The sequence below is a fragment of the Paenibacillus sp. FSL H8-0548 genome (genome assembly GCF_038630985.1).
In the GTDB taxonomy this organism is placed as follows: domain Bacteria; phylum Bacillota; class Bacilli; order Paenibacillales; family Paenibacillaceae; genus Pristimantibacillus.
On record NZ_CP152049.1, the window covers coordinates 3,571,986 to 3,594,305 of the forward strand.

General features: G+C 42.0%; 21 protein-coding genes. 17 read left to right on the top strand and 4 right to left on the bottom strand.

The genetic code is table 11. The features are described 5' to 3' along the window. Positions 1 to 121 precede the first annotated feature (121 nt). From MHI37_RS15075 to MHI37_RS15100, 6 genes are all read left to right on the top strand, one after another. The gene (locus MHI37_RS15075; RefSeq protein WP_083676157.1) at positions 122 to 460 is read left to right on the top strand and encodes a DUF3889 domain-containing protein; all 339 of its coding nucleotides are present in this window, start codon (positions 122 to 124) and stop codon (positions 458 to 460) included. Between the two features lie 80 nt (positions 461 to 540). Next, positions 541 to 852 carry a YbjQ family protein gene (locus tag MHI37_RS15080; protein WP_076336008.1) on the top strand — a complete coding sequence of 104 codons (312 nt, stop codon included), beginning with the start codon at positions 541 to 543 and terminating at the stop codon, positions 850 to 852. A gap of 110 nt (positions 853 to 962) precedes the next feature. Next, positions 963 to 1,274, top strand: coding sequence for a rhodanese-like domain-containing protein (locus tag MHI37_RS15085; RefSeq protein ID WP_076336007.1), 312 nt, complete (start codon positions 963 to 965; stop codon positions 1,272 to 1,274). Between the two features lie 175 nt (positions 1,275 to 1,449). Further along, complete coding sequence (locus MHI37_RS15090; RefSeq protein WP_083676156.1) at positions 1,450 to 1,869, top strand: hypothetical protein; 420 nt, start codon at positions 1,450 to 1,452, stop codon at positions 1,867 to 1,869. A 143-nt stretch (positions 1,870 to 2,012) separates the two neighbouring features. Next, the gene (gene map, locus MHI37_RS15095) at positions 2,013 to 2,759 is read left to right on the top strand and encodes a type I methionyl aminopeptidase (protein ID WP_076336005.1); all 747 of its coding nucleotides are present in this window, start codon (positions 2,013 to 2,015) and stop codon (positions 2,757 to 2,759) included. Between the two features lie 162 nt (positions 2,760 to 2,921). After that, positions 2,922 to 3,326, top strand: a complete 405-nt coding sequence (locus MHI37_RS15100; protein ID WP_076336004.1) for a hypothetical protein — start codon at positions 2,922 to 2,924, stop codon at positions 3,324 to 3,326. 1,168 nt (positions 3,327 to 4,494) lie between these two features. Here MHI37_RS15100 and MHI37_RS15105 read toward each other — a convergent pair. Then, entirely contained in the window at positions 4,495 to 5,379 is an 885-nt protein-coding gene (locus MHI37_RS15105; RefSeq protein ID WP_076336003.1) for an AraC family transcriptional regulator, read from the bottom strand. A 176-nt stretch (positions 5,380 to 5,555) separates the two neighbouring features. Here MHI37_RS15105 and MHI37_RS15110 point away from each other — a divergent pair, with 176 nt between their 5' ends. The 11 genes from MHI37_RS15110 to MHI37_RS15160 all read left to right on the top strand — a co-directional run bounded on the left by MHI37_RS15110 (position 5,556) and on the right by MHI37_RS15160 (position 20,029). After that, complete coding sequence (locus MHI37_RS15110; RefSeq protein WP_076336002.1) at positions 5,556 to 6,638, top strand: glycoside hydrolase family 172 protein; 1,083 nt, start codon at positions 5,556 to 5,558, stop codon at positions 6,636 to 6,638. A gap of 618 nt (positions 6,639 to 7,256) precedes the next feature. Beyond that, positions 7,257 to 8,147, top strand: coding sequence for a hypothetical protein (locus MHI37_RS15115; protein ID WP_256710275.1), 891 nt, complete (start codon positions 7,257 to 7,259; stop codon positions 8,145 to 8,147). Positions 8,148 to 8,364: 217 nt separating this feature from the next. Continuing rightward, entirely contained in the window at positions 8,365 to 8,817 is a 453-nt protein-coding gene (locus tag MHI37_RS15120; protein ID WP_076336000.1) for a VOC family protein, read from the top strand. Positions 8,818 to 9,428: 611 nt separating this feature from the next. Further along, a complete protein-coding gene (locus tag MHI37_RS15125) occupies positions 9,429 to 12,059 on the top strand; it encodes a cation-translocating P-type ATPase (RefSeq protein WP_218638926.1) in 2,631 nt (876 codons plus the stop codon). Between the two features lie 587 nt (positions 12,060 to 12,646). Next, a complete protein-coding gene (locus MHI37_RS15130; protein WP_076335998.1) occupies positions 12,647 to 13,510 on the top strand; it encodes a M15 family metallopeptidase in 864 nt (287 codons plus the stop codon). 217 nt (positions 13,511 to 13,727) lie between these two features. Then, positions 13,728 to 14,423, top strand: a complete 696-nt coding sequence (locus MHI37_RS15135; protein WP_076335997.1) for a response regulator transcription factor — start codon at positions 13,728 to 13,730, stop codon at positions 14,421 to 14,423. Continuing rightward, on the top strand, positions 14,416 to 15,513 hold the full coding sequence (locus tag MHI37_RS15140; RefSeq protein WP_076335996.1) for a HAMP domain-containing sensor histidine kinase: 1,098 nt from the start codon (positions 14,416 to 14,418) through the stop codon (positions 15,511 to 15,513). The genes MHI37_RS15135 and MHI37_RS15140 overlap by 8 nt, the downstream gene beginning before the upstream one ends. 114 nt (positions 15,514 to 15,627) lie before the next feature. Continuing rightward, positions 15,628 to 16,539 (top strand): sugar ABC transporter permease, encoded by a 912-nt coding sequence (locus tag MHI37_RS15145; protein WP_179090168.1) that lies wholly within the window; start codon positions 15,628 to 15,630, stop codon positions 16,537 to 16,539. 13 nt (positions 16,540 to 16,552) lie between these two features. Continuing rightward, positions 16,553 to 17,428, top strand: coding sequence for a carbohydrate ABC transporter permease (locus MHI37_RS15150; protein ID WP_076335995.1), 876 nt, complete (start codon positions 16,553 to 16,555; stop codon positions 17,426 to 17,428). A gap of 109 nt (positions 17,429 to 17,537) precedes the next feature. Continuing rightward, complete coding sequence (locus MHI37_RS15155) at positions 17,538 to 18,698, top strand: biotin/lipoyl-binding protein (protein WP_076335994.1); 1,161 nt, start codon at positions 17,538 to 17,540, stop codon at positions 18,696 to 18,698. Positions 18,699 to 18,739: 41 nt separating this feature from the next. Next, positions 18,740 to 20,029, top strand: coding sequence for an extracellular solute-binding protein (locus MHI37_RS15160; RefSeq protein ID WP_076335993.1), 1,290 nt, complete (start codon positions 18,740 to 18,742; stop codon positions 20,027 to 20,029). A 226-nt stretch (positions 20,030 to 20,255) separates the two neighbouring features. Here the strand turns inward: MHI37_RS15160 and MHI37_RS15165 are convergent, their stop codons facing one another. The 3 genes from MHI37_RS15165 to MHI37_RS15175 are packed head-to-tail and all read right to left on the bottom strand — an operon-like array spanning position 20,256 to position 22,121. After that, on the bottom strand, positions 20,256 to 20,621 hold the full coding sequence (locus MHI37_RS15165; RefSeq protein ID WP_076335992.1) for a GntR family transcriptional regulator: 366 nt from the start codon (positions 20,619 to 20,621) through the stop codon (positions 20,256 to 20,258). Next, positions 20,621 to 21,274 carry an ABC-2 transporter permease gene (locus tag MHI37_RS15170; protein ID WP_076335991.1) on the bottom strand — a complete coding sequence of 218 codons (654 nt, stop codon included), beginning with the start codon at positions 21,272 to 21,274 and terminating at the stop codon, positions 20,621 to 20,623. The genes MHI37_RS15165 and MHI37_RS15170 overlap by 1 nt, the downstream gene beginning before the upstream one ends. Beyond that, positions 21,267 to 22,121 (bottom strand): ABC transporter ATP-binding protein, encoded by an 855-nt coding sequence (locus MHI37_RS15175; RefSeq protein ID WP_076335990.1) that lies wholly within the window; start codon positions 22,119 to 22,121, stop codon positions 21,267 to 21,269. Before MHI37_RS15175 ends, MHI37_RS15170 begins: the two co-directional genes overlap by 8 nt. Between the last annotated feature and the right edge of the window lie 199 nt (positions 22,122 to 22,320).

Consider the following 22,320-nt stretch of genomic DNA (forward strand, 5'->3'; position numbering starts at 1 on the left):
TTAAGCTGACCTTTATTTATGGGTAATCAAGAATAAGCTTACTGCGAAACAGGATGAATAGGACGAATCTAAGAAGGTGACGCTAATAGTATAACAATCAACTAGAAAGGTTGTCGGCCATTTGCTGCGTCATATTGTAATGAAGGCTGTATTTATTTTACTGAGCTTAGCTCACACCGAGGTGAGGACTGCTGACGAGAGTGCGTTATATGCAGAACCCTCCTACGGAAAATGGGGAAAGCTGGCCATTGAAGAAACGTCGAGGGTATATCACAATGCGTCGATTATAGATTATAAGCATGAAGGCAGAAAAGTATTGAAAGAAGGACAAGCAGTAGAGACCTTTGTGCTGTGGCTGCGCAAGGATACAAAGGAATTTGGCGTAAGGGTAAGCATTACTTTTCAAACAAGCTCTGATCAGCTAGTTCATCTCGAAATGAATGAGCTTAATTCTAAATAGTTGAAACATACGGCGCGGCTGTATCGTAATAGAAGCAAACATTATGATACGCTTTGTTGTGAAGCGAGAGGAGCCTAACTATGCTAATTACGACTACACCAACGATTGAAGGACACCCGATTCAGGAATATGTAGGAGTCGTCACAGGTGAAGCCATTATGGGGGCCAACGTAGTACGGGACTTTTTTGCTTCCATTACGGACATTGTCGGAGGGCGCTCTGGTGCATACGAAAGTAAGCTAAAGGAAGCACGTGATGTAGCGATTGATGAAATGAAAAATCAAGCTTCAAGACTGGGTGCAAACGCGATCGTAGCGATCGATATTGATTATGAAGTCGTTCGCGAAGGAATGCTGATGGTTGCTGTAAGCGGCACAGCTGTTCGGTTGTAAACGTTCAAGCAGCTGCCTTAACCTACAGCATTGTAGACATTAAATAATCATCGCGCTACAATGTATAAAGGTGAATAATAACAAGCGAAGCTTGAAGGGATGAGTACGATATGTATCCAGAAATAACGGCAGCAGAGCTGGAAAGCCAGCTTAATGAAGGAAAAGCAATTAATTTGATTGATGTTCGTGAGGCGGATGAGTGGCAAGAAGGCCATATTAAGGAAGCACGCAGCATTCCGCTATCTGAGCTTCAGGAGCGTATAAATGAGTTTAAGCAAGGCGAGCAAGACATTGTTCTGATTTGTCGGAGCGGTGGACGCAGCGGTAAAGCTTGCGATTTTCTGCATGCTCAAGGCTTTAAAGTGGTTAATGTCAGCGGCGGTATGCTGCAGTGGTCAGGCGAAGTTGCATACGGTGAATAACTAGCCCGTTTCGAAGATTTTTGTTGGAAAAGGCCCTTTATAGGGTTTTTTCTGTTTAATCAATCGTTTTTGGAGGAGGAGACAGCCGCTGAATGCTAAGAGAAAGTGGGTTTTTAGAGCTTCACTTTTTTTAAATCTAGTGCTGGCAGTTGTTCTGGTTTGGAGCATCGTAAATTTGGATATTTCAAAGAAGAAGCCAATTTATGCTGACATACAGTATAAGCTCGTTGAGCTTGAGGGACTTATTGCCTTTGAAGAGGAAAATAATTGGTCAACGCCGCATTTGGTTACCAATAAATTGAGTAATATTGTAGATCTTCTGTATCTTGGCATTGATGCGAACCGAAAGTGGCTTTGGACTTCTGCTGAAGATGTAACAGTTCTGGAGAAGCTATATAGCAAGCTGTCGCAATATCCTGTAGATGAGCTTTATAAGCATGCGGTTTTAGAGGCAGAGGATAAGGAGCATTATGTTGAGCTGCGAGCAATGCTTCGTGAAGCGGGTATTGGTATGCGAATATCGCATGGATACGATTGGGGCCTATTTATTCAAAAAGTAAAAAAATTATATGAGAGTATCCCATCTCCACTCTAAGTGTAGAAGCGTGATGCCTGCGAATTTTTGTTTAAGATTACAACTTATGAAGCTTGAAATCATATATTACTTATGACTCTTCATGGTGAAGCACATCAAAGCAAAGGGATGCTATAAATGAAGTAAAGGATTGGGTGATTGAAATGATTGTCATTAAAACAGCGGAAGAAATTTTGAAGATGAAAAAAGCGGGTGAAATATTAGCCGCTTGCCACAGAGAGCTGCGCAATTTTATCTGTCCAGGGATAACGACTATGGAAATTGATCAATTTGCTGAAGCGTTTATGAATAAAAATGGTGTCATAGCTGAGCAGAAGGGATATAGTGGTTATCCATACGCGACATGCACATCTGTAAACGATGTCATTTGCCACGGTTTTCCTGGTCAAACGCTGTTAGTCGAAGGTGACATTATTACGGTTGATATGGTTGTCAATTTGGATGGCTGGCTTGCGGATTCCGCATGGTCTTATGCGGTTGGCGAGGTGTCGGAGCAATCACAGAAGCTGTTGGATGTTACGAAGGAATCACTTTACAAGGGTATCGAACAGGCGGTTGTCGGAAATCGTATCGGCGATATTTCACATGCTATTCAAGTGTATGCTGAAGCACAGGGCTTCTCTGTCGTGCGTGACTTTATTGGTCATGGCATCGGTCAGAAAATGCATGAGGAGCCGCAGGTGCCTCATTATGGGCCTCCGAATCGAGGCACACGATTAAAGGCAGGAATGGTATTGACTATTGAGCCGATGCTGAATACAGGGAAATATCATAGTAAAATTGATTCTGACGGCTGGACCGCAAGAACCGTTGATGGCGGCTTGTCCGCGCAATATGAGCATACACTTGCCATTACGGAAGATGGTCCAATTATTTTGACAGAACAATAATACAGCGTGAGAAACAGAAACGGCCTTCAATGACTATGAGGCCGTTTTTTGTTGTCAATACGAAAGTTAATTGTGTATGCTTCTTATATCGATATTGTCACTTTTTAGGAATGAACTCCGTCTAACTATAGATTAGAAAATTTGTGAAAGGAAGGAAACGATATGAAAACGAAACATGGTTATATTCTTTTGGCGGTATTATCGCTCATCCTTATTTTGTTTGTACTCAATTGGATTAGAATAAATACCGATAATTTTGGTTATTTTCAGAGCTTCTCTGTGACGATAAATAACCAATCAGACTACGATATCGTTTCAGTAGAAACAGGTATTGTGGCTGGCACATCGAAACATATTTACGATAAACAGATCAAAGCAGGCGACAGCGCTCGTATTAAGCCAAAGCTAAGCTTAGTTGGAGAAGGTGCTGTATATTTAAAATATACGGATTCCAGAGGGGACGTAACAGAAACCAGTGCTTGCGGATATACAGAATCACTTTCAGGAAGAATAAAGCTAACGATCACTAATGACGGCGTTATAGAGAATGAACAGAAGTGTTTATAAGCCGAAAAGGAAATAACAGCTGTTTTATGGAGGCATTTGACTTGTGATTTGGTCGTTGCATATCGAAGAAATGTAGTGCGAGGCAAAAACATAATAAGAAAGCGGGCAGTACATTTTTAATTGGAATAGAATACGTGATCCAGACTAAGATGGAGGCTAATAAAGGTTTTTACAGGGAGTTGCAGGTAGAAGCGATGTTGAAAAATCGACTAAGTTCAAGCACTTTATTAACAGGAAGCGGTGACAGTATTAAGTGCTATAAATTAAGATTCTTTATTGCTCATAGCGATTATTTATATGGGTTGGGAACTTAACTCATTCCTGAGCACGGCATGTAGCATTCGCACACCCAAAAGAATTGAATACCAGAGGTTCATTGTTAATCATTTTTTAGAAATCGAGATTTTCAATGGAGATGAATACATAGATATTGGAGATAAACTTGAATTAATATTACCTAAATATTTGTTCAGGTAAGCTTGGTAATACTAATTTAGAAGATTATCTAGGCATCAATATTGACTTTTATTATGACATTTTACCATTAGATATTCAGGATGAATATAGATCTAGCCATATCACACCTGTAGAAGATGAACGGGTTTGTGGAGGAAATGCTCGCCTACTCCGGTAGGCAGACGATATTGTCGAGATTGAGAGTAACTAAGAGGCGTCCTTCAAGCAGCGTAAGCTGCTTGAAGGACGCCTTTATGTTCGGATAGGGACAAATCAGTGGCGGGAACGAGCGGCTGTTAGGGTGCAGCAGGTGATTTGGAGGGTGTGCATACTTGGGCGATTTCGGTAATAACTACTTAGGTACTGACTGGCACGGATGAAGTTAGGATGCACTTTGTGCAGCAGAGGAAGTCATAAAGCACGTCATATCAGGTTTCTGATGCACTTTTTGCAGTAGAGTGGCATCTGTGAGTAGCTTATCATAGAGGTTAAAGAAGCAAACTTCATCATCAGTTAGTTAGCGCGGACTAACGGTCCTTATTGGGCCGGAATGGAATAACGGCTATAGAGTCCGCCAGCGCTTAAAAACGGAGTAACGTATACGCTGGTGGCGACATGCCGTTCGGCTCAACATGGAATCAAGTCGGGTCATTTGCTATGACATATAATAGGCAAATTACAGATTGATGATAAGCTGGCTTATCCACCTGAGCTACTGTATGGCTGCCGCCCGGTACGAAGAAGGGCTGCGGCCTTCTTTGTTTTTGAAGGCACGGCTGAAGGCATGAATGCTTGGATAACCGAGCGAGTCAGCAATTTCCTGAATCGTGAGCTGAGTGAATTCCAACAGATTCCGCGCGCGCTCCATCCGCATTTGTCGATGATATTGGATTGGCGTAATCCTATAGGCAGATTTGAACAAATGGATGAGATGATGCTTGTTCATGTGGAACTGTCCTGCCAGTTCATTGAGCGTAAGCTCGCGGCCCGCATGGGCATTCATATAATGCTGAATAGCCACCAACTGATCGGCGCCGCTGATTTCGCCCATTTGATTCGGCCAATAGGAGTCTCGCAGCAGACAGACTAGCAGCTCCAGCATCAAGCCTTTTAACCGAAGCTGATAGAAGGGCAGACGAATCTCGTATTCTCGGATAATTCGAAATAGCTGCTCCTCGAACGGCTGAATCGAACGCAATTGTATCCGAACAGGGAGCTCGAGATCCGGGCCGGACAGCAGATCCTCGCGGAACCATCCCATTTCTTCGGCATTCATATCTTTTGCGAGCTTGAAGGATACCGGCACATCGGCGCTGTCCGGCAGCTCGATCAGGTCGAAATGAACATGCGGTTGGGCTACGGGCGAATCTCCGATCACCTTAATGCTGTGACGCTGTCGTGGTTTGAACAGCAGTACATGCCCTGCGCCGGCTTCCATAACCGTATGCTCCAGCTCCACCTTCAACGCTCCCTGTTTTACGTACAGCAGCTCGTAATCCCACAGCATCCGTTCGGCAATCACCGTTCCTGACTGAAGCCAATGATCCATCGCAACGCGGACATAAGGCGAGAGCATTTGTATATTTGTAGCATCCATAGAGTCAACTCCAATGATCCAGTGATGAAGGCCATTCTATCTTATAATAATTGATAAAAGATACAAAACAATTGCTAAATATCTAAAGAGTAATTCGAACTATAATGACGTTGTACAAGCATCAGCAGCTTATTCATATGAATCGATTACGCATACGATCGAGGAGGCTTTATACAATGTCTAACGGTTTTAACGGAATAGGGATGGGACTGGGCAATCTTGCGCGACTGTCGAACGCGGTGACGCGTTCCATATCTCCAGAAAATTTTACAGGAGAAAAGGGAAAAGCTGCTATGGCTACGGAAGGAACGGGTTTGCATGCATCCGGCACGCTTGGTCAAGGCTGGAAAATATCCCCTTCCGTTTACATTGAGCCAGGTACAACGCTTACCATGGGCGAGATCGACGGTCCCGGCGTCATTCAGCATTTCTGGCTGACATGTCCGGTCGAGGCATGGCGGTATCTTATTCTGAACATTTATTGGGATGACGAGGAAGCTCCGTCTGTTAGCGTACCGGTAGGGGACTTCTTCTGCAACGGCTGGTGCGAGCGTAGTCTGGTCAATTCACTGCCGATTTCCGTCAACCCTGCCAACGGCTTTAATAGTTATTGGGAGATGCCGTTCCGTAAGAAAGCTAAGTTTACGATGGAGAATGTAGGAACGACCCAAGCCGTGCTTTATTATCAAATTAATTATACACTTACCGAAGTGCCGGAGGATATGGCATATTTCCATGCACAGTGGCGGCGCAGCAATCCTTTGGCATATATGGATGTACATACGATCGTGGATGGCATCCAAGGCAAAGGGCATTACGTCGGAACTTATTTGGCCTGGCAGGTGAACAGCAACAACTGGTGGGGCGAGGGCGAGGTCAAGCATTACATGGACGGCGACACGGACTTTCCGACGATCTGCAGCACGGGGTTGGAAGACTACTTCGGCGGCGCGTGGAACTGGGATATGGAAGGTCAGTATGTGACGTATTCGACGCCGTTTCTCGGCATGCATCAGCATATTAAGCCTAACGGATTGTACCGGGCGAATCAACGCTTTGGGATGTACCGTTGGCATGTGATGGACCCGATCCGTTTCGAGAAAGATCTGAGCGTTACGGTTCAGGCACTCGGCTGGCGTTCGCACGGCAAGTATTTGCCGCTGCAGGACGATATCTCGTCTGTGGCTTACTGGTATCAAACGGAGCCGCATCTGCGGCATCCGGAGCTGCCGCATCGGGAACAGCTTGAGGTGATTTAACCGGGGCACGCAATCCAATCATGCTAATAAGGACTTTCAAAAATCCGTCAAGGGCGAACCTTGGACGGATTTTTGCTTGCACATTAATTTTATTTGCGATTATGATAGGAATGTTTACGTCTTATCAATAGCTATGGTACGATTTTATCAGAGTAATGCGAGGGGATAGTTCGCCCTAAAAGACTATGTTTACGAGTCTTCATTTGTTTGTGAGATATAAGGCTATGCAGAGCATCGCTGGCAGCGATGAGATCAGGAGTTTGCATGTACGAACTGAATAGATAAATATGCTTCGAAGAAAATGCATCTAATGTAGGAGCACGACGTCTGAATCTACCGCTAAAAGTCCTTCTCGAGTCGTCTTCTTCAGCGATATAATCAGGATTCGGACATACGATAATGGAAAGGTCAGCTTGTGCGAGTTGGATTCCTTAGGCTCCACCATACAAATCAAACCACGCCACGCTATTGAAGTGTGGTTTTTTGTGGTTGATTCAAGAAGACAGACTAACATGGATGTAGGAATATCGAATAACAGTTTATACTTAATATACATTTTTGTTGATTAAGTTTTAAGAGTGGCTTACTATAAATGTAATTATTAAGGGGGATTAGGAGGTGATTACGTTGGAAAGCGATTTCTATAAGAAATGGGCATGTCAAAAATTTATCGAATGCTCACAAAATAATGTGTGGGACGGACACTGGGCATGTGCGGTATTAGCCTTGACGAATCTCTTGGAGGAGAAGCTTGTACCTGCTTCGATGGAAGCGTTAATTCAGAAAAACCTGGTCAAAATGGTGGAAGAACACGCAAATGAACGGCAGTATCAGATAAACAACGAGTATGTAGATCTTACTGACAAAATGATAGAGCTGCTTTCCAAAAATTATCGTTCTTGTCATGCACTAGGTCATGATGTTATTTACATGTTCTATTTGATAAATATGCTGTCGCGTTCCAATATACCTGCAACTGCTGAATTGTTTGAGGCCATGAAGAAGATGGTTAAAGATTTCCTTGCATCAGGTCCTGGTTTTGTTACTGTGAATGGAGAGAATATTGTCATTGATCCTGACGGCATAGCGGATGCAAGTACAAGATTTCAACTTAATTCGGAAACTGTACTCGACTCTTTTCATAACTTCCAGAGATCTCGGCATATGGAGCAAGGTGATATGCAATTGGGGCATATCCTTACGCATGGTCACGCTATAGTAGAATTGAAACAAATTTCGAGCAACTATGTTCTCGACAACCTAGATTCAGCTTTTCACAAAAGAATGAATATCTTGACTTATGCGAACAAACTCGAGGAAAAAGTGATTGAATCCGATATTGCGCATTCAGATATAACGTTAAATCCGTGGGAACCTTCATACTGGGAACAAGCATTGGTTGACAGCAGGCATGGTCATTATTATAAATATGCGTACAGCTATTTGAAGCTCATCCAGATGGCCGGTCGCACTCTTTCTGATTTTCGATCGTTCCGTCGTATCCTATGAGCTTTGCTGTTTATTCAAACTGCTCTTATGGACAGTTTAGTTAAAAGTTAGTATGACATATCCGAAAACCAAATTTCACATTTTACTATACTGTGACTTATCTTTGTTATCATAACTGTGACAAGATGTTAATCGTTTGGAAGGAATTAGTAATTCTTGATAGAATAAATATGAAGATGATCAGGTAATGAATTTGTACACATAAGGAGATAAAACTATGGCAGAAAACAAATTACTAAGAATGGACAATGTTGGCATCGTTGTAGAATCCCTTGATGACGCAATCGCTTTTTTCGAGGAGATTGGCTTGAAGCTCGAAGGGCGAGCTACTGTCGAAGGTGAATGGGCTGGTCGCGTAACCGGGCTGGGTTCACAGTATGTAGAGATTGCTATGATGGTTACCCCAGATGGCCACAGCCGACTTGAACTTTCGCGATTTCTCACCCCACCTACTATATCGGATCACCGAACTGCTCCTGTAAATGCCCTCGGTTATCTACGCGTCATGTTCACCGTTGAAGACATTGATGAAATGGTATCCAGACTCACTAAGTATGGTGCTCAGCTCGTTGGAGAAGTGGTTCAGTACGAGGACTCGTATCGGCTCTGCTACATTCGTGGAAATGAAGGACTTCTAATCGGTTTGGCGGAACAACTTGGTAATAAATAAGTGACGTTTAAAAGAAAACTTAACTGAAATATACATTACTAGAGTAAAAATAGAAACAGAAAAGCAGTGTGAAAGTGTATAGAAGAAGTCGAGTGCATCATATAAACACCGCATTCACGCTCTGGGTCTTTGCGACTCTCGATCCCGGAAACAAGGAACGATGAAGTAATTGCCGGGATATATCCGCACCGACTAATCGCATCGCGGCCGGCAGCAAGCTGCTTAACTCGGTGGGACTTCGTGATGCATGAACTTTAACGGAATCAATGCAAAACTAAATTAAAGGGTCGGGTACGATAGCTCAAAAAGCCCCTCTTCAACGAGGCAGCTTTCTTATCGTAAAGATCAACATGAGGATTTAACATAGCCTATAATTAAAATCTTTTTCTTCGTATATGCTCTCTTAGCAAGCTGATCAAAATCCCGTTTGAATGCTATCTGCAGCTCTTTCGGTATTGGAGGGAATAAGGAGTTGAAAAGTGTGCCATACTTCAATACATGGTAGTATGTTCTCAGGTAGGTTGTAATACATTAGTCATATGAGAGACCGTAAACCTTGTAAAGGCGCGGTCTTTTTTTATTCTATATCAAATACTGCAGATGGTGAGGTGCTGGCGATGTGGTTTTCCAAATCACAAGAGGACATTCTGAAAGAGCTTCGAGTAGAGGCTGCTATAGGGTTGACAACAGACGAGGTACAATCTAGACAGGAGCGGTATGGTGCGAATAAGCTAACAGGTAAACCAAAGAAAAGCATGATTGCTTTATTCTTTTCACAACTGAGAGATATGCTCATCTATGTTCTTCTAGGTGCAGCTCTTGTTACACTTCTCATTGGTGAGTATGTGGATACGATTATTATACTAATCGTAGTTGTATTGAATGCGGCAATAGGAGTCATTCAAGAGAACAAAGCGGAGAAAGCTATTGAGGCTCTGCAGAATATGACGACACCACACTCGCTCGTAAGACGTAATGGTGAAGTGAAAGAAATCAACTCTGAGGATATCGTACCAGGAGATATTATTTTATTAGATGCAGGCAGATACATACCGGCTGATCTAAGATTAATCGTGAGTGCAAATCTACAAATTGAAGAATCTGCATTAACAGGTGAGTCTGTACCTACAGATAAGAATGCTGACCATCTACATGAGAATCCGAAGACGACGATTGGTGATCAAACGAACATGGCTTTTATGTCTACACTCGTTACCTATGGTAGAGGTGAGGGTGTTGTGGTTGCTACCGCAATGGAAACAGAGATGGGGAAAATTGCAAAGATTCTAGATGAAGATACGAAGGAAATGACACCACTACAGAAAAAATTAGATGAGCTCGGTAAGATACTTGGATATACGGCAATTGGGATATGTGTACTCATATTTATAATTGGGCTATTTCAGGATAGAGACCTCTTCGAGATGTTCCTTATCTCTATTAGCTTAGCGGTCGCTGCAATTCCGGAAGGTTTGCCAGCTATTGTCGCGATTGTATTGGCATTAGGCGTAACTCGAATGTCTAAGATTAATGCGATTGTGAAGAAGCTCCCAGCAGTCGAGACCTTAGGCTCTGTCAATATTATTTGTTCAGACAAGACAGGCACATTAACACAGAATAAAATGACGGTTGTTAAGCATTATACGGTCGATTCTGATAACGAAGAGGCTCCTGTCGACTTAATTAAAGCTTTCGTATTATGTTCGGATGCCACCTATGAGAATGGCCAAGGTACGGGAGACCCAACAGAAATTGCCTTAGTTGTATTCGGTGAAGAGAACAACCTGTCGAAAATGACATTAGATGCTGAGCATAAGAGGGTTTCTGAGAAACCATTTGATTCTGATCGGAAGCTGATGTCTACACTTAATAAGATGGCAGATGGTTATCGTGTTCATACTAAGGGAGCAATCGATCAGCTGATTACATTATCCACCTCGGTCTTCGTGGAGGGCAAGATAGTCGCATTAACAGATGAGATAAAGCGTAATATTCTAAAGGCTGCAGAGGATATGTCGAATGATGCACTTCGAATACTTGGAGCAGCATATAAGGATACAGACCAGCTCATACCTTCTGAGGAGATGGAACGGAACCTCACTTTACTCGGATTCGTAGGAATGATAGATCCTCCTAGAATAGAAGTGAAGGACTCCATTAGAGAAGCTAGCCTAGCAGGAATTACATCTATAATGATTACTGGCGACCATAAGAACACAGCTGTAGCTATTGCAAAAGAATTAGGGATCGCCAGCTCGATTGAGCAGAGTATGATTGGTGCAGAAATCGAAGAGTTAACAGATGAGGAGTTTTCTCAAAAGATCCGGAACATCCGAGTGTTCGCTAGAGTATCACCTGAGCATAAGGTGAAGATTGTTAGGGCATTTAAGAAGCAGGGAAACATCGTCTCTATGACTGGTGATGGAGTGAATGACGCACCGTCGTTGAAATATGCTGACATTGGTGTAGCCATGGGCATTACTGGTACAGATGTATCCAAGAGCGCCAGTGATATGATCTTAACAGATGATAATTTTACAACGATTGTGCAGGCAATTAAAGAAGGCAGGAACATCTATCTCAACATAAGGAAGGCCGTTATTTTCCTCTTATCCTGTAATCTAGGAGAGGTTGTAGCGATACTTGCTTCGATTATATTCTTCTGGCCGGTCCCACTTCTAGCCACGCAAATTTTATGGGTCAATCTAGTCACAGATACATTGCCGGCAATTGCTCTCGGTGTTGATCCAGGTGATGAAGATGTTATGAAGCAGAAGCCAAGGAATCCTAAGGAGAGCTTCTTCGCGAAAGGTGCAGGCTTAAGAGCTGTCATTGGTGGATTATTGATTGGTATAACGACTTTAGTTGCATTCTTCATGGGCTTAAGAGAATTTGGTTTTAGCCTAGGGGCAGACAATATTAGTGATGAGGCTATGACTTATGCGAGAACAATGGCGTTCGTCGTACTGGCTGCTTCACAGCTGCTGTATTCCTTCACCATGAGAAGTACAACGAAATCCATATTCCAAGTAGGACTTTTCTCGAACATGTATTTAGTTGGTGCAGTTGTCATTGGTTTTGTTCTTCAATTCGCAGTAATCACAATTCCATTCCTCGCGGCCGCATTTAAGGTTCATAATCTAAGTTTAGCTGATTGGGGACTGGTGATTGCATTAGCGTTAATTCCTTTAGCTGTGAATGAATTAATTAAGCTATTCGGGCGTATGTCAAGCAAGCGTTGATATTGGAGGAAAGCGGATTTTTTAACCTTCAATTATTAAAGTGAATCGAGTTTTTACAATGATGATCTAGAGGAATAGCCCTCCTTTGAAGGAAGGTTATTCTTCTTGTTTTGTTCCAGTATACGATACATGTGGCGTGCTGTGTGTCGGATGTGAGAAAGTGAAATTATGGAGCCATATTTACCTGAATATAATATCTATTCGTACCCAGGCGGACATAACTTTTGAGGCTTTTATTTTCTTGAAATGCTCTGTTAAGTTCTTTGCTGATTTTTTTTTTTGCTAAACAGATGTAAGATCAACTGCGGGGAATCCTACAATAAATGATGGCTAAATTTTCGTACGGGAAGGGCATAGAGGGGTGGAAAGAGGTTGAGGCGAGTAGGTTGAAGAGGATGGACAAGGTGAGGCCAGATTAGCTTGGTTTAGAACTCGTACCTCAAACCCGAGTTTGATTCGTACCGTCTTTGAAGCATGTTTACCCTCATTGATTGAGAAGTTTAAGAAAAACTTTATTTTTAACCCCATTTCTATTTTAATAGTATTCCTTATCCTAAAGTTAATGAAGGATTAGGAGGAACCAAAGGATGAAGAAATGGTTTTTATGGCTAGTTATATTATTACTGCTTGGCTATGGATATGCTCAACATAAACAAAAAATCATTAACGGGAAATCACCAGAAGAAGACAATCAAGCGCAAGAGGTGATTTCGCAACAGAACGAGCACACGATTAAAGTAACAAAAGCTCAGATTTACAAAGGCAATTTGTTGTTGGTTAATAAAGATCATCCTGTACCTTCAGGTGGTGAAGCGTCCGATGCGGTCAATCTTTCTCAGCATAAAGAACTGTTGAATGGATTCATTGTGCTGGACAATTCGATTCAGCTGTCGCCAAGCTTGGTGCAAAAATTTTCAAGTATGATTGGTGCCGCAGCAAATGATGGGGTCAGCCGTTTTTTAATTAGCAGCGGTTACAGGGACAACAAACAACAAGATCAGCTCTATCAACAAATGGGTGCTGATTATGCGTTGCCTGCAGGTTATAGCGAACATAATTTAGGTTTATCGCTTGATATTGGATCTACGCGGGCGGAGATGAGCCAAGCCCCAGAAGGGAAATGGTTGAATAAAAACGCATGGAGACACGGGTTTATCTTGCGTTATCCGAGTGACAAAACTGCAATTACAGGTATTCAGTATGAGCCCTGGCATTTTCGTTATGTTGGTTTGCCGCACAGCGCAATTATGCAAGAAAAGAATTTTGTCTTGGAAGAATATCTAGATTACTTGAAAGAACATAAGTCCATTACGACTACAGTAAATCAACAAACCTATGAAATCTCCTACTACCCTGTCTCCAAAAATACAACTATCCCTGTGCCTGTGAATGGTCGATATGAGTTATCAGGCAACAATATGGACGGTATCATTGTGACCGTGTATTCGTGATATTCATGCCGTACGGTATTTTGCTTGGTTTAATGTTAAAAAACAAAAAAATATCATTTGCAGAAGCGTTCATTCATTCTTTAGGTATAAGTCTAATCTTGGAATGCGCGCAGACCTTATTCGCTAAGGTAGTAACTACATCAAGTGTTATCCAAGCAAGAGGAAGATCCGTCTGATACAATTAAAGCAATACTAAGGTGATACAGGGGTGGAACGAATGAAGTCGATCACAATTCTGATAGCTGATGATGAGGCAGAGATTGCCGATTTGATTGAGTTGCATTTAGAAAAAGAAGGCTACCGCTGCATTAAAGCATTGGATGGGCGGGAAGCTATTTCTGCTATTCAGACGCATTCCATTGATTTGGCGATTTTAGATATTATGATGCCTAAACTGGATGGTTATGAAGTAACAAGACAAATTCGAGAGCAGCATCACTTACCTATCATTTTCTTAAGCGCCAAAGCGACCGACCTCGATAAGATTACAGGGCTAATAAGAGGAGCAGATGATTATGTGACCAAACCCTTCAACCCAATGGAATTGGTTGCCCGTGTGAATGCTCAGTTGAGGCGTTCCACGCAGTTTAATCAATCAACGCATACGAACAACCCTGCATTGGAGGCAGGCGGACTTGTCATTTATCCCGAAGAACGCACCGTATTCCTTTACGGCAAGCCAATTGAACTAACTCCAAAAGAGTTTGACATTTTGTATATGCTAGCCAGTTATCCAAAGAAAGTCTATAGTGCAGAAAATATCTTTCAACAGGTGTGGGGTGATGCATACTATGAAGGCAGCAATACGGTCATGGTACATATTCGTACCTTGCGGAAGAAGCTTGGGGAAGACATTCATAAAAACAAACTGATTAAAACCGTTTGGGGGGTGGGATATACATTTAATGGCTAAAATCATCCGAAGCTTTCGATTTAAAATGATTCAACTCTTTGGTTTAAGTATGCTCTTTTCCGCTATCCTGACCTATACACTCTTTAAAGCTATCCAAATCTATTATTATACGACCCAATTCGAAAGTCCATTGACTAAAATTCGTTATTTTATAAGAGATATTGGGGATGTTAACTTTTTTATGCTTATTTTCATTCCTCTCTCTTTTTTGTTTTTCTTTCTCCTCACCAAACGATATGCGGCTTATTTTAAAGAAATATTCAGCGGAATTAATCAGCTTGCGAATGGTGACTTCAACAATCGTATACATATTCCATCCAATGATGAATTTGGGGATGTTGCGAGAGATATTAATCTGGCAAGTGAAAAATTACAGAAAGCTTTGGAGAGAGGAGATTTTGCAGAAAACAGCAAGGAACAATTGGTCTTGAATTTGGCTCATGATTTGCGCACGCCGTTGACTTCGGTTTTAGGTTACTTGGATTTCATTCTTCAGGACGATCAACTCACTGCAGAACAAATCAATCATTATACGAGCATTGCTTATACCAAGTCTCAACGTTTAGAAAAGCTCATTGACGAGCTATTCGAAATCACTCGAATGAACTATGGCAAGCTTACAATTGAAAAAAAATCGATCGATCTGAGTGAACTTCTCATCCAATTAACTGAGGAGCTATACCCTGTGTTTGAGAAAAATAACCTGGAAATCCGATTGAATGTGACTCCGCATATGACAATTTGGGGTGATGGTGAGCTATTGGCACGCGTATTTGAAAATCTTCTGACGAATGCCATTCGCTATGGAAATGATGGCCAGTTTATAGACATTAATTGCAATTTTGATGCAGAAGATGTGGTGATTCAAGTGGTCAATTATGGAGATCATATTTCCCCGGAAGAGCTGCCGCATATCTTCGATATGTTTTTTACGGGCGATCAAGCGCGAACTCATCGTGAGGGGAGCACCGGCCTTGGCTTGTCTATTGCGAAGAATATTGTGGAGCAGCATCAAGGCACAATTTCGGCTCAAAGCAGTTTAATTCGCACGCTTTTTGAAGTCCATTTCCCGCAAAAAAAACGGATCTGAAACATTCAGTTAATGTTTAAGTCGAGTATTTAAGGAAAATTTTATATTTGCCCCACTTTTTTATTTAACAGTCTGCCCTATTCTAAATGTAGGAATGGGAGGAGCGAGCTGTGAATGAAGAAGTGGGGTTTTTGGCATCTCATCATAATGAAGAAAAAAATAAAAAAATGGATTCGCAAGGATACTTCAGCGGCTTTGATGTTTCTGGCACCGAGCCTTATCGGGTTTGCGTTGTTCTACCTTATTCCGTTTGCCATGGGAATGTTGTACTCCTTCATGGACAGTGCGGTCGGTGGTCAATTCGTTGGATTGGATAACTACCGCGAGCTGCTTGCGAGTGATTCCTTCCGTAAGGCGTCATCCAACACGTTTTATTTTAGCGTGGTTACTGTTCCGCTTATACTTGCGCTTTCGTTAGGTTTAGCCATGCTGTTGAATAAAAATATATATCTTCGCAAATGGCTGCGGACGATATTTGTGTTGCCGCTTGTCGTTCCAGTCGCCTCGATTATTCTGATCTGGCAGACTCTGTTCGATTGGAACGGCTCCTTGAACGCCTGGCTGAGCGGCTTCGGCTTCGAACGTGTGGATTGGATGAAGACCGATGCGGCCAGAAATGTAATCATTGTCGTTTATTTATGGAAGAACATTGGCTATAACGTGATTTTATTTTTAGCAGGACTGCAGCAAATCCCGAAAGATTATTACGAAACCGCCCAAATTGAAGGGGCAGGGCGTTTACGGCAGTTTGGCAGTATTACAATTGTCTATTTAACATCCACCATGTTCTTTGTAGTTATTATGTCGATCATTAATTCGTTTAAAGTATTTCGGGAAACGTATTTGATCGCAGGCGATTATCCGCATGACAGTATATACATGATGCAGCACTATATGAACAACATGTTCACGTCGTTGGATATACAGAAGCTGACTGCTGCGTCGACCTTGATGGTCGGCTGTATTCTTCTGATGGTCATGGGATTGTTTGCGCTTGAACGCCGGCATCGGAAGTACATGGAATAGGGGGAGTAAGGCCGTGCTAGTTGCTAAAGTATTGCAAAAAAGTGCGTTAACGGTCGTCATGGTCATTATAGCAGTTCTATTACTATTCCCGATTGTGATCACTTTCACAAATTCGCTCATGACAGAACAAGAAATTGGCATTAATTATGGACCCATAGGGCAGATGAACAAAGCCGTTGCAGGGAGAGAAAATCCTTTTGTGAATTTAAAACTGCTGCCGGATCAAGTGACCTTGGAGCAGTATGGCAAGGTGTTGGTGGGCAGCCCGAGATATCTGATGATGTTCTGGAATTCGGTATTTATGGTAGTGCCGATCATCGCAGGACAAACCCTCGTAGCAGCACTTGCTGCTTACGCGTTCTCCAAGCTGCAATTTCGCGGCCGGGAACACGTGTTTCTCGTCTATGTCTTGACGATGCTCATGCCATTCCAAGTGACGCTAGTGCCGAATTATATTATGGCGGATAAGCTTAGTCTGCTCAATAGTTCGAATGCCATTATATTACCTGGCGTCTTCGCATCCTTCGGTGTGTTTATGCTAAGACAGTTCATGCTGGATATTCCATATGCCTACATCGAAGCAGCCAAGATGGATGGAGCTGGACATGTGCGAATTTTTTACAAGATTATTATCCCAATGATCAAACCGGGTCTGTCTGCGCTTGTTATCCTCTTGTTCGTCGATTATTGGAACATGGTGGAGCAGCCGCTTATTTTTCTGGACGATCCGTTCAAGCAGCCGCTATCGGTTTATTTATCCAGTATTAATGGTGAACTGGGGATTGCTTTCGCTGCATCCATGCTCTACATGGCTCCAATGGTGCTGCTGTTTCTGTATGCGGAAACGTATTTCATTGAAGGCATACAATTGTCTGGTATCAAGGGCTAGTTTTTGCGAATCTGATGCTTGCAAGGCAAGCTTAACATAAGTAAAACTCAGACAATGCTTACAAATTAAACTTTCCTACGGAAAGTTCTTAGGAGGAGGAAGATGGGATATGGAGTTAGAAAAAGAGCCGGCTGATCGTAGGCGCAAACGAAACATTAAAGCCGTGTTCATTGTTTTTATGGGATTGTTACTATTTTTTACGTTGTTCAGCAACACACTGGAGTCACTGACCTTGCCGAAAGTGAGAACGGAAAAGGCAGCTAACGGAAGTCTTTTATTTAGTATTGAAGGTAACGGTATACTGCTACCGTTCGCCGAAGAAAGATTATTGAACCCTGCTGGCTGGAAGGTCCAAAAGATTCTCGTAAAAGAAGGGGATTATGTGAAGACGGGGCAAAAGCTTATCATTTATGATGGAAAAATTGCCGAACGAGTATTGGAAGATGAAATAACCAACATGGACAAGCAGAAAATCGAGTTGCAGAATATTCAGGATCAGTACATCGAGTCGATCTGGGAAGGGGACGAACTCCGTATTCGGAAAGTAAGTCGAGATATCGAAATGCGAAAACTTGATCTAGGCATGCAGGAACGTAAAATTAACGAGTTGAGAGACCTTCTAACAAGCCAACAGGAAATGACCGCCCCGTTCGATGGTATTATAACAAAATTGAATGCCCTTGAAGGGTTAACATCAGCGGGAGAACCGGATGTTCTTATCTCGAACAGCAGCCTAGGTTATCGAATGGATGTTTTTGCCGAGTCAAGGTTGCTTTCTAGCTTGGGGATTTCGATCGGAGATAAGATAGAGGTCAAGGTAGATACAGGCCAAGAACAACAAACCCGTATGATCGAAGGCACGATTGATGAAGTAGTAAATGCACAACCTCGTATCGTGAGCCCATCAGGTGAAGAAGCGGGGCTGACCCTAACAATCCCGCAGAAGGCTCTTCACATAAAGGTCTTTGATTCTGAGCTGAAAGGGGGTGAACAGGCAGAAATCAAACTCGAAAAACGCTCACACCAAGAGGGGGTGGTCATTTCCAATGAGGCAATTCATCAGGACCGTGACGGCATGTTTGTTTATAAAATTGACGAGCAGAGAGGTGCATTAGGTAATGTCTTTGTTGCCCGTAAAGTCCGAATTCATTCTAGTGAAACGAATGACAAAGAAACGATGATTCAATCGGACAGCCTCTATGAAGAGGATCTGATTATTCTGGAGAGCAGTGAGCCTTTACAAGACGGAAACCGCGTTCGTCTGCAATAGTTAAGTAGGTATGCGATAAAATTATAGGAGGAATTCATTCGATGAAAAAGTGGCTGTGTATGATATTTATTGGTATTTTAATGACGTCAATAACCGCGTGCAGTTCTGGAGGCAGCGAGGAATTGGCAAGTACGGAGAAACCGATAAGCAAAGAGGGGCAAACAGTCGTTACTTTGTCTATGCAACAATCGAGCGCATTTTATCAGACGGCAGAGAAAAAGTTTGAAGAAAAGTATCCGGACATCGATCTGCAAATTCAGATCACAGATGATTATCAGAAATACCAAAAAACGACGAATACAGCGCTGCTATCAGGGAAAGGCCCGGATATCTTCGAAATAAGCAGCTTGCCTATCGACGATTATGTGAGAAATAAGCTTCTCTTGAACATGGATGAGCTCATGAAGCAAGATAAAACACTGAATATAAGTGATTTGCAAATGAATATTTTGGATGAATTGAAGTTGAATGGCGGTATGTATGCCATGCCTTTCGGGTTCAGCCTGCGAGCATTCGTAGGCGATGGGGACATTCTTGAGAACAAGAACATTGACGATAAGAACTGGACCTGGAGGGAGTTTGAAAAGACTTCGAAGGAACTTGGGGAGAGCGGCACAGAACACCGCTATGCTGTAGCGAATGACCCGCCGGAGCTTCTCCTTCAAGAAATGATTGTTGATAAATACACAGAGTTCGTTGATCATACAGCGAAAAAGGCAAAGTTCGATTCTCCCTTATTCGTGGAAGTAATGCAACAAATTAAAAAAATGTATGATAATAAAGTCATGACTTCGGAACCGGCGGATATAGGCAAGCAAATGTTCTATTCTACCGTTTTGCAATCGCCGGCAGATTTTATCAATGGTCTGCATCTATTCTTCTCAAATCCGAAGCTGCTGCAAAAACCAGAACAAACAGGTGGAACGAGGATTATCACCGCTTCCCGGTTCGCCATTCAAGCCAAATCTCCGGTTAAAGAGGAGGCTTGGAAGTTTATTGCCTTCTTGTTATCCGAAGAAGGGCAATCCCTGCAAGAGAGACAAGGGTTTTCACTGCTTAAATCTGTGAATGAGAAGCAGATGAACGACATTCAGGAACAAGTTAAGAGCGGAACGTACAAGCTTCCAGACGGGAAAGCTTCCAAGGTGTCGGACGAAGAATTTACTCAGTTCAAACAACTCATTAGTACAGCGGATAACTTTGCAGATGCGGACGGTAGTGTGATTTCCATTATAGGAGATGAGTCCAGATCATTTTTTAGCGAGCAAAAGTCTGCGGAGGAAGTAGCCAAGCTGATCCAGAACAAGGTGACAACCTTATTAAACGAGTAGCAATCATTGAAACTGATGCAGCGCGTATCACTTGCGCTGCTTTTTTAAAGCTATCAACATAGAAAATAATAAATGCTTGCAAAGCGAAATGTTCTGAATTACCGTCACTAAGCAACAAAAATGAATCAAATAGATAACAAATTAGTTGGAACAAGCCCTGACTCAATAAGGAGTTATCCATATCAACCACGTCCTATGGACGTGGTTGTCTGTTCATAATTGCATTTCAATAAACTACTTTCAAAAGTTCAAAAACTTCTTCTATCGTGAGGCCAAAGGATTTGTAATACGAAGTATCAATAACCATCTGCTTCAGGAGCATTTCATTGCGTTTTTGAAGCATCTTATCGGGAGAGAGATCAGCGACAAAACATCCTTTGCCGGTTACAGTATAAATCAAACCATGTCGTTCGAGTTCTTCCCACGCATTTTTGACGGTAATGATACTGACACGAAGCTCCGCAGCCGCTTGTCGAATAGGTGGCAAACTGTATCCATTCTCTAGCTCACCCTTGAAAATTTGAGCGCTGATTTGTTCAAAAAGCTGCTGATAAATAGGTTTATCAGATGTGTTCGAAATCGCTATGTTCATTATATTTCCACTTTCTCAAACCGTTTGTTGGCAATATGATAAGCAATTACCGTAAATATCGCAAAAATGACGATACCGGTGATCAAGATGGATAGTTGAATGGCCAAATTGTCAGCACTAGTTCCTTTGAAGAGATCAAAGACGAACGAATTTTGTATGCCGAGCCATTCTGCACCCCCGGCAAACAGTATAGCAGCTGTAATGGATACAATCGCTGCCGCGCCGTATTTATACGCCGTCTTGTAATACATGATAATAAAAATAATGTTGAAAATCGCCAGCATGACGAAACAGAGCCCCCAGAAACCAAAGGAGGGTGCGAAGAAAAAGTACTTCAGATTCGGATACAAACGTAGTGTTATCACGCCATAGATCATGGCAACAACAATATGCATGACCTCCAGGATTACAATAACCGACACCCTTGCTTTTACAATGTCTTTTTTGGTAACAGGCATCATACTTGAAAATATTAAATCGTTCTGAGTTTTATAGCCTGCAAACATGTTCGGTACTGTAAGAAAACAAAAGTAAAGGATGACAAGGAAATATAACCATCCAGGAATGAGCATTAACGCGCCTGTCAAAAAAGGCATGAAATAAAAAAAAGGGTTTACGCCTAACTTTAATTCTTTTATTAATAAGTTATACATACATATCCTCCTTTTTTGAGCAGTAGATCATGATCTCCTCAAGATTCGGTACGGATGATTTAATGTCTGATGATGGTTCAAAGTCTTTGGTATGGATCAAGCCTGTAAAGCCAAAAGAATTGATTTTGTAGGCGATTAGTTGGTTTTTGACCGTATCCAATTGCTCTTTCTTACCATTCAACAAGCGATACGTATCGATAAATTCTTCCTTCTCCGCACTGTTGATAATCTGTCCGTTATGGATATAGGTAATATAATCTGCGCATTTTTCCAAATCGGATGTGATATGAGATGAAAACAGGATGCTGATTTCGCCATCTTGCACCAGCTCCTGAAAAATATCCAGCAGATTGTCTCTGGCAATTGGATCTAGTCCACTTGTTGGTTCATCCAGAATAAGAAGCTTTGCGCCGTGTGATAAGGCAAGGGCCAAGCTGTATTTTACTTTCATGCCAGTTGATAATTCAGCTATTTTTTTGTCTTCAATCAAGTTGAATTTTTTCAAATACTTGTAATAGGTTTTATCATCCCAATTTGAATAGAACCTTTTGATCATATTCGTTAACGTTTTGATTTTACTGCGCGTATAAAAGTTGATGTCTCCAAATGCAAAGCCAATCTCTTGTTTCAATTGAACTTCATGCTCGGTCATGTTCCTGCCTAAAATCTGAATCTCGCCGCTATCCATGCGTATTAAATTCAAAATGGATTTAATGGTGGTTGTTTTTCCTGCGCCATTGGCTCCGATAAATCCCATAATATAACCCTTTTCCAGTTGAAAAGATACGTTTTTTAATTGAAAATGTTCGTATTTTTTATTTAAATTTTTGATATCTAATGCCAGCATATTGTCTCCTCCAATTCAAAATTGTGCATATTGTGCATGCACAATATATCATCGAGACCGTTCTTATGTCAATAACTTTTATCAAAGCCATTCTTTCAAAGATTCACACATTCCTCTAGACTTCATCAACCAATATAAAACCATTTTATCAGATTTTTATTGGTTGATGGAGACCTATAAGGTTAGACTGTGAATATGG

Coding starts and splice junctions, on each gene's coding strand:
- MHI37_RS15080 (WP_076336008.1), top strand. CDS start 541: ATGCTAATTACGACTACACCAACGATTGAAGGACACCCGATTCAGGAA.
- MHI37_RS15085 (WP_076336007.1), top strand. CDS start 963: ATGTATCCAGAAATAACGGCAGCAGAGCTGGAAAGCCAGCTTAATGAA.
- map (WP_076336005.1), top strand. CDS start 2,013: ATGATTGTCATTAAAACAGCGGAAGAAATTTTGAAGATGAAAAAAGCG.
- MHI37_RS15100 (WP_076336004.1), top strand. CDS start 2,922: ATGAAAACGAAACATGGTTATATTCTTTTGGCGGTATTATCGCTCATC.
- MHI37_RS15105 (WP_076336003.1), bottom strand. CDS start 5,379: ATGGATGCTACAAATATACAAATGCTCTCGCCTTATGTCCGCGTTGCG.
- MHI37_RS15110 (WP_076336002.1), top strand. CDS start 5,556: ATGTCTAACGGTTTTAACGGAATAGGGATGGGACTGGGCAATCTTGCG.
- MHI37_RS15120 (WP_076336000.1), top strand. CDS start 8,365: ATGGCAGAAAACAAATTACTAAGAATGGACAATGTTGGCATCGTTGTA.
- MHI37_RS15130 (WP_076335998.1), top strand. CDS start 12,647: ATGAAGAAATGGTTTTTATGGCTAGTTATATTATTACTGCTTGGCTAT.
- MHI37_RS15135 (WP_076335997.1), top strand. CDS start 13,728: ATGAAGTCGATCACAATTCTGATAGCTGATGATGAGGCAGAGATTGCC.
- MHI37_RS15140 (WP_076335996.1), top strand. CDS start 14,416: ATGGCTAAAATCATCCGAAGCTTTCGATTTAAAATGATTCAACTCTTT.
- MHI37_RS15145 (WP_179090168.1), top strand. CDS start 15,628: ATGAAGAAGTGGGGTTTTTGGCATCTCATCATAATGAAGAAAAAAATA.
- MHI37_RS15155 (WP_076335994.1), top strand. CDS start 17,538: ATGGAGTTAGAAAAAGAGCCGGCTGATCGTAGGCGCAAACGAAACATT.
- MHI37_RS15160 (WP_076335993.1), top strand. CDS start 18,740: ATGAAAAAGTGGCTGTGTATGATATTTATTGGTATTTTAATGACGTCA.
- MHI37_RS15165 (WP_076335992.1), bottom strand. CDS start 20,621: ATGAACATAGCGATTTCGAACACATCTGATAAACCTATTTATCAGCAG.
- MHI37_RS15170 (WP_076335991.1), bottom strand. CDS start 21,274: ATGTATAACTTATTAATAAAAGAATTAAAGTTAGGCGTAAACCCTTTT.
- MHI37_RS15175 (WP_076335990.1), bottom strand. CDS start 22,121: ATGCTGGCATTAGATATCAAAAATTTAAATAAAAAATACGAACATTTT.